The 17,817-nt window shown below is 72.7% G+C and carries 17 protein-coding genes; 9 read left to right on the plus strand and 8 right to left on the minus strand.

Annotated elements, in window-relative coordinates:
* The first annotated feature begins 101 nt into the window (after positions 1–101).
* The 3 genes from ACIQAC_RS03840 (at position 102) to ACIQAC_RS03850 (ending at position 3,909) form a co-directional block, all read left to right on the plus strand.
* Positions 102–1,754, plus strand: coding sequence for a M4 family metallopeptidase (locus ACIQAC_RS03840; protein WP_402186647.1), 1,653 nt, complete (start codon positions 102–104; stop codon positions 1,752–1,754).
* A gap of 155 nt (positions 1,755–1,909) precedes the next feature.
* Positions 1,910–2,587, plus strand: a complete 678-nt coding sequence (locus tag ACIQAC_RS03845) for a hypothetical protein (RefSeq protein ID WP_402186649.1) — start codon at positions 1,910–1,912, stop codon at positions 2,585–2,587.
* Positions 2,584–3,909 (plus strand): ATP-binding protein, encoded by a 1,326-nt coding sequence (locus ACIQAC_RS03850; protein WP_402186651.1) that lies wholly within the window; start codon positions 2,584–2,586, stop codon positions 3,907–3,909. Before ACIQAC_RS03845 ends, ACIQAC_RS03850 begins: the two co-directional genes overlap by 4 nt.
* A gap of 50 nt (positions 3,910–3,959) precedes the next feature.
* On the opposite strand, the gene ACIQAC_RS03855 is transcribed toward ACIQAC_RS03850, so the two are convergent.
* Complete coding sequence (locus tag ACIQAC_RS03855) at positions 3,960–4,577, minus strand: NADPH-dependent FMN reductase (RefSeq protein ID WP_402186653.1); 618 nt, start codon at positions 4,575–4,577, stop codon at positions 3,960–3,962.
* 332 nt (positions 4,578–4,909) lie between these two features.
* Here ACIQAC_RS03855 and ACIQAC_RS03860 point away from each other — a divergent pair, with 332 nt between their 5' ends.
* Positions 4,910–5,542 (plus strand): hypothetical protein, encoded by a 633-nt coding sequence (locus ACIQAC_RS03860; RefSeq protein WP_402186655.1) that lies wholly within the window; start codon positions 4,910–4,912, stop codon positions 5,540–5,542.
* 120 nt (positions 5,543–5,662) lie between these two features.
* The gene (locus ACIQAC_RS03865) at positions 5,663–6,283 is read left to right on the plus strand and encodes a class F sortase (RefSeq protein WP_402186657.1); all 621 of its coding nucleotides are present in this window, start codon (positions 5,663–5,665) and stop codon (positions 6,281–6,283) included.
* 80 nt (positions 6,284–6,363) lie between these two features.
* On the opposite strand, the gene ACIQAC_RS03870 is transcribed toward ACIQAC_RS03865, so the two are convergent.
* Entirely contained in the window at positions 6,364–6,717 is a 354-nt protein-coding gene (locus tag ACIQAC_RS03870; RefSeq protein WP_402186659.1) for a winged helix-turn-helix transcriptional regulator, read from the minus strand.
* Between the two features lie 111 nt (positions 6,718–6,828).
* Between ACIQAC_RS03870 and ACIQAC_RS03875 the strand changes: the two genes are divergently transcribed.
* Positions 6,829–7,740 (plus strand): NAD(P)-dependent oxidoreductase, encoded by a 912-nt coding sequence (locus ACIQAC_RS03875; protein ID WP_402186661.1) that lies wholly within the window; start codon positions 6,829–6,831, stop codon positions 7,738–7,740.
* Here the strand turns inward: ACIQAC_RS03875 and ACIQAC_RS03880 are convergent.
* The gene (locus ACIQAC_RS03880; protein ID WP_402186663.1) at positions 7,737–8,519 is read right to left on the minus strand and encodes a sulfite exporter TauE/SafE family protein; all 783 of its coding nucleotides are present in this window, start codon (positions 8,517–8,519) and stop codon (positions 7,737–7,739) included. The two genes, ACIQAC_RS03875 and ACIQAC_RS03880, sit on opposite strands and share 4 nt — an antisense overlap.
* Before the next feature lie 118 nt (positions 8,520–8,637).
* On the opposite strand from ACIQAC_RS03880, the gene ACIQAC_RS03885 reads away from it, so the two are divergent.
* The 3 genes from ACIQAC_RS03885 to nirD are packed head-to-tail and all read left to right on the plus strand — an operon-like array spanning position 8,638 to position 12,823.
* A complete protein-coding gene (locus tag ACIQAC_RS03885; RefSeq protein ID WP_402186665.1) occupies positions 8,638–9,849 on the plus strand; it encodes an NAD(P)/FAD-dependent oxidoreductase in 1,212 nt (403 codons plus the stop codon).
* Positions 9,849–12,476: a nitrite reductase large subunit NirB gene (nirB, locus tag ACIQAC_RS03890; RefSeq protein ID WP_402186667.1), complete on the plus strand. Its 2,628-nt coding sequence runs from the start codon at positions 9,849–9,851 to the stop codon at positions 12,474–12,476. Before ACIQAC_RS03885 ends, nirB begins: the two co-directional genes overlap by 1 nt.
* Complete coding sequence (gene nirD, locus ACIQAC_RS03895; RefSeq protein ID WP_402186669.1) at positions 12,473–12,823, plus strand: nitrite reductase small subunit NirD; 351 nt, start codon at positions 12,473–12,475, stop codon at positions 12,821–12,823. The genes nirB and nirD overlap by 4 nt, the downstream gene beginning before the upstream one ends.
* A gap of 305 nt (positions 12,824–13,128) precedes the next feature.
* On the opposite strand, the gene ACIQAC_RS03900 is transcribed toward nirD, so the two are convergent.
* The 5 genes from ACIQAC_RS03900 to ACIQAC_RS03920 form a co-directional block, all read right to left on the minus strand.
* Positions 13,129–13,512 (minus strand): LAETG motif-containing sortase-dependent surface protein, encoded by a 384-nt coding sequence (locus ACIQAC_RS03900; protein WP_402186671.1) that lies wholly within the window; start codon positions 13,510–13,512, stop codon positions 13,129–13,131.
* Positions 13,513–13,670: 158 nt separating this feature from the next.
* Positions 13,671–14,615 carry a superoxide dismutase gene (locus ACIQAC_RS03905; protein ID WP_402186673.1) on the minus strand — a complete coding sequence of 315 codons (945 nt, stop codon included), beginning with the start codon at positions 14,613–14,615 and terminating at the stop codon, positions 13,671–13,673.
* Positions 14,616–14,773: 158 nt separating this feature from the next.
* The gene (locus ACIQAC_RS03910) at positions 14,774–15,937 is read right to left on the minus strand and encodes an alkaline phosphatase PhoX (RefSeq protein WP_402186675.1); all 1,164 of its coding nucleotides are present in this window, start codon (positions 15,935–15,937) and stop codon (positions 14,774–14,776) included.
* 156 nt (positions 15,938–16,093) lie between these two features.
* Positions 16,094–16,570, minus strand: a complete 477-nt coding sequence (locus tag ACIQAC_RS03915) for a GNAT family N-acetyltransferase (protein ID WP_402186677.1) — start codon at positions 16,568–16,570, stop codon at positions 16,094–16,096.
* Positions 16,571–16,637: 67 nt separating this feature from the next.
* A complete protein-coding gene (locus tag ACIQAC_RS03920) occupies positions 16,638–17,810 on the minus strand; it encodes a N(5)-(carboxyethyl)ornithine synthase (protein WP_402186679.1) in 1,173 nt (390 codons plus the stop codon).
* Positions 17,811–17,817: the final 7 nt, after the last annotated feature.

Genomic DNA, 17,817 nt, shown 5'->3' on the forward strand with positions numbered 1-17,817 from the left:
GGCCTGTCATGGCCCCTTAAATCGATCTTCACGATCAGCGCCGCCCGCGTGCCGACCGCTCGCCGACCGCTCGTCGCGGGGCGCCTTTCCGAGGAGAGCGATTGAACCGGATACGCCATGCCCGGGGTTCCCACCGGCTCGCCACCGCCGCCGTGGCCGTCACCGCCGCCGCACTCGTCGCCGCCGTCGTCTCCCCCACCGCGGGCGCGGCCGACCGGCGGCCGACCCGGGCGGGGGCCGTCGAGAACGCCGCGTCCGCCCTGGTCGAGGAGGCCGCCGCGCTGGGCCTCACGTCGGAGCAGGGCACGAAGGTGCGGGACGTGATCGTCGACACGGACGGCACCCAGCACGTCCGCTACGACCGCACGTACCGCGAACTCCCCGTCCTGGGCGGCGACTTCGTGGTCCATCTGGCCCCGGACGGCACGTACCGCGACGCCACCCGCGCGACCCGCGCGACGATCGGCCTCCCGACCGTCACCCCGCTGATCTCCGGCCCGAAGGCCGCCGACCGGGCGACGAACGCGCTGCGCGCCACCCATCCCGGCGAGGTGCTGCGCCGGCTGACCGCCAAGCCGCGGCTGGTCGTCGACGCGCTGCACGGGGCGCCGAGGCTGGCGTGGCGCACCGACGCGGTGGCGCTGGACGGGAGCGGGAACCCGGTGGCGCGCACGGTACTGACGGACGCGCGGACCGGCGGCCGGATCGACGCCTGGGACGTGCTGGAGTCGGCGTCGGGGGACGGCCGTTCGCTGTACGGCGGCAAGGTGGCGCTGACGACGACGGCGAGCGGATCCTCGTACCAGCTCAAGGACCCTACGCGCGGGGGCACTTACACGGGTGACGCCGGGAACCAGGTCGACCTGTGTCTGCTCGGCACCCTGTGTCTGGTCCGCGCGCCCGCGACCCTCCTCACCGACGCGGACAACCACTGGGGCGACGGGAAGACCACGGACCGGGCGTCGGCGGCGGTGGACGCGCAGTACGGCACCGACGTGACGTGGGACTACTTCAAGGCGAAGCACCGGCGCAACGGGATCGCGGGCGACGGCAAGGGGTCGTTCAACCGGGTGCACTACGGGACGCGGTACAACAACGCGTTCTGGGACGACAGTTGCTTCTGCATGACGTACGGCGACGGCGACGGCTCGCAGATGGGGCCGCTGGTCTCGCTGGACGTGGCGGGGCACGAGATGTCCCACGGGGTGACGTCGAAGACGGCCGCGCTGACGTACTCGGGCGAGTCCGGCGGGCTGAACGAGGCGACGTCCGACATCTTCGGCACACTCGTCGAGTTCCACGCGGGCAACGCCTCGGACCGCGGCGACTGGCTGCTGGGCGAGAAGGTCGTCCGGTCCGGCTTCGGACGCACCGCCCTGCGGTTCATGGACAAGCCGTCGAAGGACGGCGCCTCGCCGGACTGCTGGTCCGCGGCCACCGGCGGCCTCGACGTCCACTACTCCTCCGGCGTCGGCAACCACTTCGCGTATCTCCTCGCCGAGGGCAGCGGCGCGAAGACCATCAACGGTGTCGCGCACAACTCCCCGACCTGCGACGGCGGTTCCGTCACCGGCATCGGCCGCGACAAGCTGGGCGCCATCTGGTACCGGGCACTGACCGTCCACATGACGTCGTCGACGGACTACGCCGGCGCGCGTACGGCCACGCTGAACGCGGCCAAGGACCTGTACGGGGCGGACAGCCGGGAACGGGCGGCGGTGGCGGCGGCGTGGAGCGCGGTGGGGGTGGGCTGAGCCGCACCGGACCCCCTACGGCCGCGCCGTACCGAACGGCCGGTACGGGACTTTAGTCCCGGCATAAGTCCCCACTTGCCGCTTACCGGAGCGTTCGGCCCTACTGTTACTCGTCCTCCCTATTTCCGTTACAAAGTCCGGCCTACCTTCGGGGCATGAAGCGCTCCCGCCGGTCCCTCGCCGTCCTCGGTGCCGTCCTCGTCGGCGCGGGGACGGTCGCCGGGTGTGCCGGCACGGACGGGCTGGGGCCCGGGGAGCGCGCGCCGGACGTGTCGGTGCAGCCGACCCCCGAAGCGGTGTGGCGGGCCTGGGCCGGATCGGCCACCGCTCCCCCGGGCGCCGGCACCTCCGCCGCACGGACACCGCCCGAGGCGCTGACCGGGTTGCCCGAGGTGCGGGACGGCCGGCTGGGGACACTGGACGTACGGGCCGTGCTTCGCGCCGACCCACGGATGCGGCAGCTGGCCGACCGGCCGGAGATCACCGGGCCCGGCCTGCCCGGCCTGCGCCCCGCGCGTTACCTCGACCTGACCGGCGACGGCCGCCCCGAGCTGATCGTCGCCGTCGACACCGAGGGCGGACGGACCGTGCTCGGCGTCTACACCGCACACGACGGCCGGGTCTACGACGTCCTGGTCACCGGCGGCAGGCAGCTCGCCGTCGAGACGCTCGGCACCGACCTGCTGCTCCGCAGCCGTGGCGCGGACGGCGCCGAACAGGCCGTGCGCTACCACTGGGACGGCGTCCGGCTGTCGACCGTCAGCGACGAGAAGAAGTACGGGAACTCGGGGCCGACGCCGTCGCCGGGACACGGTGCGGGTGGCGGGGCGTGACACGGGCGCTCGACGGGCCGCGTGCGCCGGTCTCGTGGCTCGCGCGGGTGCGGGCGCGCGCCCGGACCGCGCCGCGCGGGCTGCGGACGCGGCTCGGCGGGCTCGGTCTGCGGTGGAAGATCGCCGCGCTGCTCGCCTGCGGGTGCGCGCTGGTCGCCGTGGCCATCGGTGCGCTGGTCCATCAGGCGCGCCTGGAGCAGGTGTCCGCGGGCGCCCGCGCGGAGGCGCTGGCCCAACTGGTCCGGGTGCGCCAGGTGTACGAGCTGACCGGGCAGGTCGACGGGGACGGAGTGACCGCCCGTCTCGACGCCCCGGACCTGCCGGAGCCGCTGCGGCGGGCCGCGCTCGCCGGGCAGCGCACCACGTATCTGGACCTCTCCTCCGAGCGGCCGAGTGTCTGGGCGGCCCGGCCGGTCGGCGGGCATGTGCTGTCCGTGCGGGAGCCGCTGACCGAACAGGCCCGTGAGATGGCCGAGTTCGACCGGCAGCTGCTGTGTTCGGGGGCGGCCGTGGTGGGTCTTGCCGCGCTCGGCGGGGCGGCGCTGGCGAGCCGGCTCAGCCGCAGGCTGCGCAGCGCCGCCGCGATCGCGCGCCGGATCAGCGGGGGTGAGCTGGACGCCCGGATCGGGGCGCCCGGCGGACGGGACGAGGTCGCCGAACTCGCGGTCGCCGTCGACACGATGGCCGCCTCGCTGCAACGGCGTCTGGAGGCGGAGCAGCGGTTCACGGCCGACGTGGCCCATGAGCTGCGGACACCGCTGACGGGGCTGCGCACCGCGGCCGAGCTGCTGCCGCCCGGCCGCCCCGCCGAGCTGGTGCGGGACCGGGTCGGCGCGCTGAGCACCCTCACCGAGGACCTGCTGGAGGTGGCCCGGCTCGACGCGGCGGTCGAGCAACCCCAGTCGGCCGTTCTGCCGTTGGGCGAACTGGTCGCCGGGATCGTCCGACGCGCCGGGCTCGACGTCGAGTTGACCGGCGGGGACAGCACCACACCGGTGCGGACCGACGCCCGTCGCCTTGAGCGGATCCTGACCAACCTGGTCCGCAACGCCTGGCGGCACGGCGAAGGGCCGGTCGAGGTGCGGGTCGAGGGCCGTGCGGTGGTCGTACGCGACCACGGACCCGGCTTTCCGCGGCGGCTGCTGCGCGACGGCCCGCAGCGTTTCCGCACCGGCACCGCCGAACGCGGCCGGGGCACCGGACTGGGCCTGACCATCGCGTTCGGTCAGGCCCAGGTGATCGGCGCGCACGTCGCGCTGCGCAACGCCGGGGAGGAGGGGGGAGCCATGGCGGTCGTGGTGCTGCCGGGCGGTGACGGTTGACGGGTACGGGGGACGGGGGACGGGGGACGGGGGGCGATGTGCCGGGTGCCCTATGCGCCGTAGGGCCGTCGCTCCTTGGCGTCGCGCAGGGCCGTCCCCCACCACACCAGCTGGTCGAGCATCGCCTTGGTCGCCGCGCGCGGCAGGTCCGGGTCCTTCAGACGGCCCGCGTCGTCGAAGGACGCGCCGGCGTTGTGGAAGGAGACGGTGTCGCGGATCGTGACGGCGTGCAGTTCGGCGAAGACCTGGCGCAGCTGCTCGACGGCGCGCAGACCGCCGGCGAGGCCGCCGTACGAGACCAGCGCGACGGGCTTGGCCTGCCACTCGGTGAAGTGCCAGTCGATCAGGTTCTTCAGGCCCGCCGGGAACGAGTGGTTGTACTCGGGGGTGAGGACGACGAATGCGTCCGCCGACGCCAGCCGGGGTGAGACGTCCGCGAGGGCGGCGGTCGCCTCCGCGGTCCGGTTCATGCTGGTGGGGAGGTCGATGTCGGCGACGTCCACCACGTCGGCGGTCAGGTCCTCGCGGGCCCGGATCAGGTCGAGCAGCCATTCGGCGACGACGGGTCCGAAGCGGCCGTGGCGGTTGCTGCCGACGACGACGGTGACGTTCAGGGGTGCCTGGGTGGTGACGGTCGGGGAGGCCGGGGCGGTGCTCTGGGTTGTCATACGGAACAGCGTGTTACCTCAAGCTCACTTGAGGTCAAGTGCCGGTCGGCAGACCGGACGGCGGGTCCCGGTCACCCGTTCACACCTGAGCCGCGCGTTCTTGTGGTTCTTTCTCCACGGCCCGCACGCCCTCCCCGGTGACCTGCTGAAACGCGCCGCCGACCGGCGCCGGAGGGGGTTCGGGGGCACCCGTTCACCGCATAAGCGGCGCTTCCCCGACAAGCGGGCCCGGCCCGTCGGCCCTTACCTCGGAAGGGCAGGGGCACGACCGACACGACGGCACAGGGGGTGCCGCGGGCCGTCGCCCCGTCGATGAGCTCGAAGGAGCACCGATGCGACGTACCGCCCGGCTGCTGGCTGCCACGGCGCTCGCCGTCACCGCCGGGGGCGCTCTCGCCGCGCCCGCGTTCGGGACACAGGCGGCCCCGGCAGAGCGTGGATCCGACACCCGCACCGGCCTGGTCGCGGCCGCCGGGGCGGGGGTGGTCGCCGCGCGCGAGGTGCGACTGACCGCGGCCCGGCTCGAAGCGGCGGCGGGCGCGCTGGAGGTGTCACCGGCCACGGTGGCGCCCGGCGAGCACGTCACCGTGAAGACCGCCGCGTGCGGGGTGGACGGCACGGCCGAGGGCGACGCCAGTGCCGTCGGCGCCGGGCAGTTCACGCTGGCGCCGGGCGGGGAGGGCGGGGCGAGCGGCCGGTTCGAGGTGCCGCCGAGCGCACAGCCGGGGACGTACGAGATCGTCGCGAAGTGCGCCGAGGACGGGCGGCAGACCACGGGCGACCTGGTGGTCGCGCTGGCCCCGGTCCAGGGCGCGGTGTACCCGCGAGGAAGTGTCAAGACGGGGGTCGGCGGCGCACTGGGCCCCGATCCCGTACAGACCGCGGCAGGTGTGGCGGCACTGGCCGTCGCGGCCGCGGGCGGTACCTGGCTCCTGCATCGCCGGGCGAGAGGCGACGGGATGTGACGGACACCCTCCGCTGTCCGTCCACCGGTACCGCATGTCCCCTCCCCTCCGGGTCCGACGCCCCTCGCGGCCCGGAGGGGGCATGGGGCCGAACCTGAGGAGCCCGAGGAGAGGGTCGCCATGCGCAGAGTGGGCAACACCGCGATAGCCGGCGTCACCGCCGTCGCCCTGTGCACGGGCGTCTGGCTGCTGGCCGACGCGTACGCCTCGCATCCGCCGCCGCAGCCCTCGGCCGCCGAGGCGCAGCTCGCGCCGGCCGCCGGACGCCCCGCCGCCCCCGCGCTGCCGCCGTCCCCTCCGGACCGGGTCCGGATCCCCTCGATCGGCGTGAACGCCCCGCTGACGGGCCTCGGGCTCACCCCGAGCGGCAGCCTGGACGTGCCGCCCCCCGAGCGCAGGAACCTCGCCGGCTGGTACGAGTCCGGCACCACCCCCGGCGAGACCGGCACCGCCGTCGTCGCCGGGCATGTCGACAACACCGAGGGCCCGGCCGTGTTCTACCGGCTCGGCGCCCTGAAGCGCGGCAGCCGCATCGAGGTGGACCGGCGCGACGGGGGCGTCGCCGAGTTCACGGTGGACGCGGTCGAGGTCTACGACACCGACGACTTCCCCGACCAGAAGGTGTACGGCGCCGCGAACCGCCCCGAACTACGGGTGATCACCTGCGGCGGCGGCTACTCCCGGTCCACGGGCTACCAGGGCAACGTGGTCGTCTTCGCCCATCTGACGGGGAGCCGCTAGCGGCTGTTTCGCCAATGGCGCCGGCGCCCGTGGGGCGGGCCCGGCGGGACTCCCGCAACACGCCCCGGGCGGACGGGAGGTCATGCCTGCACGGGCTCCGGTGCCTCCGTCTCCAGCACGTTCACCTTGCCCCACAGGCCCAGCGGGCCGAGCGCCTCGTTGAGGGCCGTGCCGCGCGGGGTCAGCGAGTACTCCACCCGCGGCGGCACCTCGTCGAACTCCTCGCGGTGCACGATCCCGTCCGCCACCATCTCCCGCAGGTGCGCGGCGAGCACCTTCTCCGTGACGCCCGGCAGTCCGCGGCGCAGTTCGCCGAACCGGTGGGCCCGTTCACTCAACTCCCAGAGGATGAGCACCTTCCACTTACCGCCGATCACGTCCATCGCCGCGTCGACCCCGCAGACGTACCCACCCGGCCGCCGTCCGTTCGCCATGTCGGCCCCTTCCGTCGCCACGCCCCCCAGCAGGACGCTTTCCCGCGGGTAAGTGCGCACTCCCAAGTACGTACTTGAGCAGGCACGTTCCCTGCCACGAGCCTAGACGGCATGACCGACAACACGACCTCCCCGACCCCCCTCTCCCTGCTCGGCGCCGGCGCGATGGGCACCGCCCTCGCCCGCGCCTGGCTCGCCGCCGGCCACCCCGTCACCGTCTGGAACCGCACCCCCGCCCGCGCCGAGGCCCTCGCCGCCGAGGGCGCGACCGTCGCCGCGAGCGCCGCGGAGGCGGTGGCCGCCAACCGGCTCGTGATCGCCTGCCTCCTGGACGACGCCTCCGTCGGGACCACCCTGGAAGACGCCGACCTGACCGGCCGCGACCTGGTCAACCTCACCACCGGGACCCCGCGCGAGGGCCGCGAGCGTGCCGCCTGGGCGCAGGCGCGCGGCGCGCGTTTCCTGGACGCCGGGATCATGGCCGTACCGCCGATGATCGGAGCGCCCGACTCCGGGGCGTACGTCTTCTACAGCGGTTCGGCGGCGTCCTTCGACGAGCACCGCGGGACGCTCGCCGTGCCGGCGCAGACCCGGTACGTCGGCGCGGACGCGGGATTCGCCGCACTGCACGACGTGGCGCTGCTGAGCGCGATGGACGGCATGTTCGGCGGGGTCCTGCACGCCTTCGCGCTGGTGCGGCGCGAGGACATCGCACCGAAGGAGTTCGCGCCCCTGCTGAGCGACTGGCTGACGGCCATGGCCCCGTGGATCCACCAGGTGGCCGAACAGCTGGAGAGCAGCGACTACCGCACCGGTGTGGTCTCCAGTCTCGCCATGCAGGTGGCCGCCAACCGCACCCTGCTGCGCACCGCCGAGGAACAGGGTGTCAGCACCGAACTCGTCGTCCCGCTGGCCGACTTGATGGAGCGCCGGATGGCGCAGGGCTACGGCGACGAGGACACGACGGGTGTCGTCGAGCTGCTGGTCACCGACACCGACACCACCGCCACCGCCACCGCCTAGGCGATCCACTGCTCGTAGGCCAGGTTCGCCACCAACGCGAACACCACCGTCAGGAGGACGACCCGTACGAACCCGCTCCCCTTCTTCAGCGCGGTGTGCGCCCCCAGCATCCCCCCGGCGAGATTGAACACGGCCATGAGCGCCGCCAGTTGCCACAGCACCGCGCCCTGCCAGGCGAAGGTGGCGAGGGCCCCGGCGTTGGTGCAGCAGTTGACGATCTTCGCCGTGGCGGAGGCGGTCACGAGGTCGAGGTGGAGTACGGCGGTCAGCGCGAGCACCAGGAACGTGCCGGTGCCGGGGCCGACCAGACCGTCGTAGAACCCGATTCCCAGGCCGGCCAGGCCGATCGCGGCGAGGCGCCGGCGCCGGGTGACCGGCCCCGGCGCCGGCGCGGAGCCGAAGTCGGGCTTGAGGATCACAAAGGCACCCACGGCCAGCAGCACCACCATGATCACCGGCTTGAGCACCTCCGTACTCATCCCGGCCGCGAAGAACGCCCCGCCCGACGATCCGGCGAGGGCGGCGAGCCCGATGCGTACGGCGGTGCCCACGTCCACGGGCGCCCTGCGGACATAGGTGACGGCGGCCCCGGTGGTGCCGACGATCGCGACCGCCTTGTTGGTGCCGAGCGCGTGCGCGGCCGGGGTCGAGCCGGGCAGGCCCAGCAGCAGCGCGGGCAGCAGCAGGAGCCCGCCACCGCCGACCACGGCGTCGATCCAGCCCGCCGCGAGCGCGGCGACACAGAGTACGGCGAGGGTGGTCAGCGATATGTCGGGCATGATCGCGACCCTAGCGCGGGGCCCTCACAGCCGGCCCGCGCCCCCGCTGAGGGCAGCGTTCCCCACGGGAAACAGACGTGATGCGGTCGGGTAACACCCACCCCGCACGCTGCGGTACATGACCTCGAAAACGCGTGTGGTGGTGATCGGCGCCGGCCTGGCGGGTGTCCGGCTCGCCCGGCGGCTCGGTGAGCTCGGCACACCCGCGCTGCTCATCGGCGAGGAGGAGCACCGCCCGTACAACCGGGTGCTGCTCGCCGAGGTGCTGGCCGGCCGGTACGACCCGGACGTGATCGCCCTGCCGGCGGCCGGGGAGCTGACCCGCGCCCGGGTCACCGGCATCGACCGCGCCGGGCGGACCGTCGGCTGCGCGGACGGTTCGGTGATCGCATACGACACGCTGGTCCTGGCCACCGGCTCCAACCCGGTGCTGCCGCCGCTGCGCGGTCTGTTCACCGCCGCCCACGAACTGCCGGAGGGTGTCCACGCGTTCCGCACGATGGACGACTGCCTGGGCCTGTCGAAGGCACTGCGGCCGGGCACACGCGCGGTCGTCATCGGCGGCGGGCTGCTCGGGGTGTCCGCCGCCCGCGCGCTCGCCGTGCGCGGTGCGCAGGTGGTGCTCGCCCAGCAGTCCGAGCGGCTCATGGAACGCCAGCTGGACCCGGCGGCCTCCGGGCTCGTCCGGCGCCATCTGACCGACCTGGGTGTGGAGGTGCACACCGAGTGCCGGGTGCGGGACGTGCGCGTCGAGGGCGGCGCCGTGCGGGCGGTCGAGATGGCCGACGGCTACGCCCTCGAAGCCGATCTGGTGGTCCTGGCCTGCGGGGTCCAGCCGCGTGTGGGTCTCGCCAAGGAGGCCGGGCTCGCCGTGCACAAGGGGGTCATCGTCGACGACGAACTCCGTACGTCCGATCCGCGCGTCCGGGCGATCGGCGACTGCGCCCAGCACAACGGCACCCTGTACGGACTCGCGGCCCCGGCGCTCGACCAGGCCGACGCCCTCGCCGAGCAGCTCGCCGGCGACCGGACGGCCCGCTACACCGGCACCCGCTCCCTGACCCGCCTCACCCTGGCCGGCGGGGCGCCCTTCGACCTGGCCGCGTTCGGCGAGCCGGACCCCCGGCCCGGGGACGACGTCGTGCAGCTCGCCGACGCCACCCGCGGCACCTACCGCAAGGTCGTCGTCCGCGAGGACCGGCTGGTCGGCGGGGTCCTCGTCGGCGAACTCGGCACCGTCGGCGCGCTCGCCCGCGCCTGGGAGGGAGCGGAGCCGCTCCCCGACGACGGCCCGCTGCTCCACCTGCTCACCAACGACGGAGGCTCCTGATGACCGCCACCCCGCAGGCCACGGAGGCCACGGAGGCCATCCCCACGATCGTGCTCGTCGGGCACGGGATGGTCGGCCAGCGGTTCCTCGAAGCGCTCGCCGAGCGGGGCCTGACCGCCACCCACCGGGTGGTCGTGCTCTGCGAGGAGACGCGTCCCGCGTACGACCGGGTGCAGCTGACGTCGTACTTCTCGGGCCGGTCCGCCACCGAACTCTCCCTGACGGACGAGGAGTTCATCGAGAAGCACGGTATCGAGCTGTACCTCGGCGACCCGGCGGAGACCGTCGACCGCGCGGCCCGGACGGTGACGGCCCGTTCCGGGGCGGTGTTCGCGTACGACACGCTGGTCCTCGCCACCGGCTCCTACCCGTTCGTCCCGCCGGTGCCGAACAAGGACGCCGAGGGCTGTTTCGTCTACCGCACGATCGACGACCTGCTCGCCATCGAGGCGTACGCGAACGGGCGGGCGAAGGTCGGCGCGGTGGTGGGCGGCGGGCTGCTCGGACTTGAGGCGGCCGGCGCGCTGAAGGGGCTCGGACTGGCCACGCACATCGTGGAGTTCGCGCCGCGGCTGATGCCGGTGCAGGTGGACGACGGTGGTGGCGCGGCCCTGCTGCGGACCATCAGGGGAATGGGCCTGACCGTCCACACGGGCACGGGCACCCAGGAGATCGTCACGGACGCGGCGGGTGCGGTGAGCGGGATGAAACTCTCCGACGGCAGTGAGCTCGCCGTCGACATGGTGGTGTTCAGCGCCGGAGTCCGACCCCGCGACCAGCTGGCCCGCGACTGCGGTCTGACGGTCGGCGAGCGCGGCGGCGTCAGCGTCGACGAACAGTGCCGTACGGTCGCCGACCCGCACGTGTTCGCGATCGGCGAGTGCGCGCTGGCGGCGGACGGCCGGGTGTACGGGCTGGTGGCGCCGGGGTACGAGCAGGCGGAGACGGTGGCGGCGACGATCGCCGCGGACGAGGCGTCGTTCGTGGGCGCCGACCTGAGCACCAAGCTCAAGCTGCTGGGGGTCGACGTCGCCTCCTTCGGTGACGCGCACGGCACGGCGCCCGACTGCCTGGACGTCGTCTACTCCGACTCCCGCTCGGGGCTTTACAAGAAGCTCGTCATCGGCAGCGACGGCACACTCCTCGGCGGCATCCTGGTCGGTGACGCGGAGGCGTACGGCACGCTGAAGGCGTTCACCGGTTCGGTGCCGCCGGTCTCGCCCGAGTCGCTGGTGCTGCCGGCCGGCGCCGGGGAGTCCGTCCAGCTCGGGCCGGCCGCGCTTCCGGACGACGCGATCATCTGCTCGTGCAACAACGTCCGCAAGGGCACCATCCGGGGGGCGGTCACGGAGCACCGGTGCACCACCGTGCCCGAAGTGAAGAAGTGCACCAAGGCCGGTACGACGTGCGGCAGTTGCGTCAAGGTGCTCGGCCAGCTGGTGACGGCCGAGCTGGAGGCGTCCGGCGTCGAGGTCGACAAGGGCCTGTGCGGCTGCTTCGCCCAGACCCGCGAGGAGCTGTACGAGATCGTCCTCGCCCTGCGCGTCACCACCCACCGGGATCTGCTCGACCGCTACGGCCGTGAGGGCGCCCGGGGCGGTGAGGGCTGCGAGGTCTGCAAGCCGGCGGTGGGGTCGATCATCGCGTCCCTCGCGCCCACGATCGGCGCGAGCGGGTATGTCCTGGAGGGCGAGCAGGCGGCGCTCCAGGACAGCAACGACCACTTCCTCGCCAACCTCCAGCGCAACGGCTCGTACTCCGTGGTGCCCCGGATCCCCGGCGGTGAGATCAGCCCGGAGAAGCTCATCGTGATCGGGGAGATCGCCCGCGACTTCGGCCTCTACACAAAGATCACCGGCGGCCAGCGGATCGACCTGTTCGGTGCGCGGGTGGAGCAACTCCCGCTGATCTGGACCCGCTTGGTGGACGCGGGATTCGAGTCGGGGCACGCGTACGGGAAGGCGCTGCGGACCGTGAAGTCCTGCGTCGGGCAGACCTGGTGCCGGTACGGCGTCCAGGACTCGGTCCGGATGGCGATCGACCTGGAGCTGCGCTACCGGGGGCTGCGGTCGCCGCACAAGCTCAAGTCGGCGGTCTCGGGGTGCGCGCGCGAGTGCGCGGAGGCGCAGTCGAAGGACTTCGGGGTGATCGCCACGTCCGGCGGCTGGAACCTTTATGTCGGCGGGAACGGGGGTGCCACGCCGCGCCACGCGGACCTGCTCGCGCAGGATCTGTCCGACGCCGAACTGGTGCGTCTGATCGACCGGTTCCTGATGTTCTACATCCGTACGGCGGACCGGCTGGAGCGGACATCGACGTGGCGGGAGCGGATTCCCGGCGGGCTCGACCATGTGCGGGACGTGGTGGTGGAGGACTCGCTGGGGATCTGCGAGGAGCTGGAGCGGTTGATGGCCGACCACGTGTCCCACTACCGGGACGAGTGGGCGGAGACCATCAACGACCCCGAGAAGCTGGCCCGTTTCGTGTCCTTCGTGAACGCGCCCGACACTCCCGACCCGGTCGTCGGCTTCGTCGCCGAACGCGACCAGATCAAGCCCGACCTGCCGCTGCTGACCATCGGCCTGCGGCCCGCCGAAGACGTCCTGGAAGGAAGCGCCCAGCGATGACCATCGCCCCCGAGACGACCGACCTGAAGGTGCAGGTCCGCCTGGCCGAGGACTGGGTCACGGTCTGCGACCTCGGTGTGCTGCTGCCCGGGCGGGGGGTGGCCGCGCTGCTGCCCGGCGGCCGGCAGGTCGCCCTGTTCCTCGACCGGTCCGGTCGGCTGTACGGGATCGACAACCGGGATCCGTTCGGTGGGGCGGCGGTGCTGTCACGCGGGCTGACCGGCACGTATGAGGGGCGCCCCTTCGTCGCGTCCCCCCTCCTGAAACAACGCTTCGACCTGGAAACGGGCAGTTGCCTGGACGAGCCCGGGGTGGCGGTACGGGTGTACACCGTACGAACCACGTAACCGGCCGACGCACGGCCCGGTGGGGGCGTCCGCGCAGTTCCCCGCGCCCCTGAAAAGCCCGTTGCCCGGCCGCGGCCCGGTGGGGAGCTTTCGCGCAGTTCCCCGCGCCCCTGAAGAGGTCGCTGTTCGGCCGCGGGCCGGTGGGGGCTGGTCGCGCAGTTCCCCGCGCCCCTAAAAGCAGAAGCCCTCCCCGCGTAGCCGCGGGCAGTTGTGCCGCTGGGGCGGCACGGGTGGGCGCGGCGGCACCCCGTCGCGCCGGGTTGTGCAGCGCCCCGCCGGAGGCGTACCCGACGTCGTTGCCGGGGTCAGTCGGTGGGGTGGTTTCGGCGGTTGGCGAGGAGCATCGCGGCGCCTCCGGCCAGGACGATCAGGGCGCCGCCGGCTGCGAGGTATGGCGTGTTGTCGTTGCCGCCGGTCTCCGCGAGGTCGGTGCCCGGCGCTGCGGACGCCTCGTCGTCCGCCGGTTTGAAGTCCGCCGGTGGCGCGTCGCAGCCGACGCCGTCCTTGTCGCGGTCCAGCGCGGGCCCGTAGTGCTCGTCGCCCTTCTCGATGTTCGCGTAGCCGTTGGCGTAGGCGTCGGTGCAGTTGGCGAACGGGTGGTCGCCGTCGTGGGCGAGGGCGGTCGACGGCAGGGCGGCCAGGGCCAGCGCGGCGACGCCGATGGCGCAGCGCTTGTGGAGCAGGTTCACGGAGAGTCCTTCCGGGTTCCGGATTCGAGGTGTCCGAAACTAGGGGGCCACCCAAGATGTGGCGGCGGTATGAAGGACCTGTGATACGAACGTGACGTGACCGGAAGGTAGCTCTCCGTGTGCCCGGTGGGGTCGAAGTGACCGGTGTTGCGCGGCCGTCAGAGCGGGACGGCCACTCCGTTGAAGGTGGTGTCCGGGAGCTGCGGGCTCGTGAAACGGGCGTTGACCAGGTACAGGCGGTTGCCGAAGCGGGCCGCGGTGGTGGGGACGTCGAAGCGGGGGTCCGTGATGGTGCGGCGGAGTGTGGCGCGTCCGCGCTTGAGGTCGAGGTCCCAGACACTGATCAGATTGAGCCGGTTCTGGACGACGTAGAGCGTGCTGCCGATCCGGAGGAGTCCGTCACCGTTGACGACGGAGTCCGCGCCGTCGAGGGTGATCCGGGTGGCGACGCCGGTCCGCGTGGAGACGTGGTACAGCTCGCCGGGTGTGCTCTTGACGACGATCAGACCCTTGCCGTCCGGGGTCGTGACGATGCCGTTCGCGTTGTTGACGTCGGGGAGCTGGACCCAGTCGCCGGTGAGCGGCAGGGCGCGCGCCTCGCCCCGGCGGCCGCGCGGGACGTGGTGCAGAACGGCGTTGCGGGAGTCGGTGAACCACGCCCCGCCGCCGGTCAGGACGACGTCGTTGATGAACGTCGTGGTGGCGGTGGTGAGTTGGTACGTCTTCACCAGGCGGCCGGTGCGCGAGTCGACCAGTCTCGCCGTGCCGCCCCCGCCTCCGGCGAGATGGAGCAGGCCGTCGTCGTCCAGCTTCAGGCCGATGGAGGCCGTGCCGGTCGCGCCGAGGAAGAGGACGCCGCCCTCGCCGGTGCGCAGGTCGGTGCGGTAGACGGCGCCGTTGGCCCGGGAGCCCAGGTAGGCGTAGGGCTTGCTGCCGATGGCGATGCCCTCGGGGAGCCAGCCGTCGGGGAGGGGGAACTCCGTGGGCCAGCCGGGCCGGGTGCCGGCTTCTGCCGTGCCGGCGGCGGTGGTTGCCGCGAGGGCGGCCAGCGCGCTGCCGGCCAGGACGGTGCGGCGGGACGGGTGGGGCAGGTTCCGCGTCATGGGTCGAGCCTCCGTGGAGGGGGGTGTGAAGGACGGTGGGACTCGTTGAAGCCGATATAACTCGATGGCTTCCGTGAACTCGACCGACTGTGCGAACTCGACAGGAATTCGACAGTCGGCGCGGCTCCGCCGGGTCCCCCCGCCCCTCGGCTCCGCCTCTAAGAGCGGAAGGGTCCCGTCACCTCGTAGGTGATCCCGCCGGAGGAACTGCCGCTGGTCCCGCGCTGGCTGGAGAAGTACAGCCGGCGGCCGTCGGGCGAGAACGCCGGTCCGGTGATCTCCGATCCGGACTGGCCGTCGATCCGCAGGAACGGCGCGATCACGTCGTTCGGGGTGATCACGCAGATCTCCATGTTGCCGCCGTCCTCCGCGACGAAGAGATCGCCGGAGGCGGATCCGGTGATGTTGTCGACGCCGGTGAGGGGCGCCGTGCCGGAGGTGACGAGGGAGTCGTCGTAGGCAAGCTCGTAGGTGTTGTTGGTCAGGTTGAGCTGCCAGACGCGGTTGTCGCCCTTGGTGGTGAACCAGACCGTGTTGTCGGCGTAGTGGCAGCCCTCGCCGCCGTTGAAGGACTTCGAGCCCGACACCTGGGTGCGGGTCGTGGTCGGCGAGCCGTCCGGGTCGGGGATGTTGGCCCAGGTGAAAGAGCCGGAGGTGGCGGTGCCCGCGACCATCACCTGGAGGGTGCCGGAGGACAGGTCGCCCCATGTCGTGGGCACAAAGCGGTAGAAGCGGCCGTTGGTCTCGTCCTCGGTGAGGTAGACGACCTGGCGCACCGGGTCGGCGGCGGCGGCCTCGTGCTTGAACCGGCCCATCGCGTCGCGCCGGACGGCCGCGTTCACGCCCCACGGGTCGGTCTCGTAGACGTACCCGAGCGACACCTCCTCGCAGGACAGCCAGGTGTTCCACGGGGTCCTGCCACCGGCGCAGTTGGTCCGGGTGCCGGAGAGGATGCGGTAGGCCGCCGTCACCGTGCCGGCGGCGGAGAACTTCACCGCGCTCGCTCCGCCGGAGGGGTTGATCTCCGAGTTGGACACGTAGATCCAGCCGCCCCCGTCGTCGACGTAACACGCGCCGCCGTCGGGGGCGTTGTGCCAGGTGTACGAGGTGCCGGGGACCGTCTGGCCGGAACGGGCGATGATCCGGCTGGTGAAGCCGCTGGGCAGCCGGATCCCGTTGGCGTTCGGTGAGCCGAGCGCCCCGTAGGGGCCCGCACCGGGCTGGGCCGGCGCCGCGTAGGCGGCGCCGCGCCACAGGCTGCCGCCCAGGGCGGCCACCGAGCCGCCGAGAACGGCCGCACGCAGGAGGTTACGACGTTCCACTCTCACTCCAAGAGGTGCCGTGACCGGCCCCGCCACCGGTCGGCGACGGGGTCGTGCGGTGTCGGACCCTAGAGGAGGAGAGTAGATAAGTCATGTACATGCCGTGACTGACCGGGGCCGGCGGGTTACCGGCAGGCGGGACTTCGCGGAGACGGCCTAGCGTGTGCCGAGGTCCGTGAGGGCGCCGTCGGTCAGCCGGTACACCGTCCACTCGTCCTGCGGGCGGGCGCCGAGGGACTCGTAGAAGGCGATCGACGGCTTGTTCCAGTTGAGGACCGCCCACTCCAGGCGCTCGTAGCCGCGCTCGACGCAGATGCGGGCGAGTTCGGTGAGCAGCGCCTTGCCGTGGCCGGCGCCCCGCGCGGTGGGGCGGACGTAGAGGTCCTCCAGGTAGATGCCGTGGACCCCGCGCCAGGTGGAGAAGTTGAGGAACCACAGCGCGAGGCCGACCGGCTCGCCGGTGGTGTCGTCCGTGGCGAGGTGGGCGAAGGCGGCCGGCCGGTCCCCGAAGAGGGCCTCGTGGAGCTGTTCCCGGGTCGCCTTCGCCTCCTGCGGCACCTTCTCGTACTCGGCCAGCTCACGGATCAGCGTGTGGATGACGGGGATGTCGGCCGGGGCGGCGGTACGAATCATGCGGTGAGGCTACGGGGCGGTCCCCCACGAACTGGTGGAGGGGCCGCCCGTGCCCCGCCCCGGCGTACTAGACGGCCGGGCTCAGCGGAGCCGCCGGGACCGCGGCCGGGTGCGGGTAGACACCCGACCTGTGCTGGAACGAGAGGATCTTGGGGTTCTGTACGACGCCGTCGCGGATCTCGATGGCCTTGCGGACCGTGACGTCGGCGTCCCACGCCGCGGGGCCGCGCATCACCTTGCGCAGGTACGGCAGGAGCGCCTCGCTGATCTCCCAGGTGGCGGAGTTCCACAGATGGGACGGGCTGTGGTCCACCCCGTAGTAGTGGCAGCCGTCGCCCACCTCGTGCATCGGCTCGCCGAAGGTGGTCGGGCGGGCCCAGGCGAAGCCCATGGCCTCGTCGCAGGAGACGTCGACGAAGAAGGTGCCCGGCCGGAACAGGGACAGTTCCTCGCCGGTGACGAACATGAGCGGGGCGTCGGTGTCCTGGAGCACGCAGTTGACGATGACGTCGAACCCGGCCAGATACTCCGCCAGCGGCTCGGAACCGGCGGCGGTGACGGCCCGCAGACGCGACGGATCGTCCTCCTCGCCCTCGAAGTGGCCCATCACGACCGACGGCATCGGTGACGCCACCGCCGCCGCGGCGCGCTGGGTGAGCACGGTGACGTCGGAGACCCCCATGGCGCCCAGGCCGGTGACCGCTCCACGTGCGGTGGCGCCGAAGCTGATCACCGCCGCGCGCAGGCGCCGCCCGTAACTGCCGGTCAGGCCGCCGAGCTGGAGGGCGTGCAACACCGAGCAGTAGCCGGCGAGTTCGTTGTTCTTGTGGAACACATGGACACTGAAGGCGCCCGTGGACGTCCAGTGGTTCATGGCTTCCCAGGCGATGAAGGTCAGCCGTCGGTCGATGCCGAGCTGCGTCGCCTTCTCGTCCTGCACACAGTGCGGCCAGCCCCACAGCACCTGGCCCTCGCGCATCTCGGCGATGTCGTCGTGCGTCGGCTTGGGCAGCACCAGGATGTCGCTCTCGGCGAGCAGCTGCTCGCGGGAGCGCAGCCCGGCCACGAGTGGTCGCAGCGCGTCGTCGGCGACGCCGAACCGTCGGCCGTAGCCCTGTTCGAGGAAGATTCTCTCCCGTATGTCCGGGGCGATCCGGGCGAGGTGGGCGGGGTGCAGCGGCAGGCGGAACTCGTTCTCCTTGCGGGAGGAGGCGAGGACTCCGAGACTCAACAGGCTCATGTGGGGC

This window comes from Streptomyces sp. NPDC088387 (assembly GCF_044753385.1).
Taxonomy (GTDB): Bacteria; Actinomycetota; Actinomycetes; order Streptomycetales; family Streptomycetaceae; genus Streptomyces.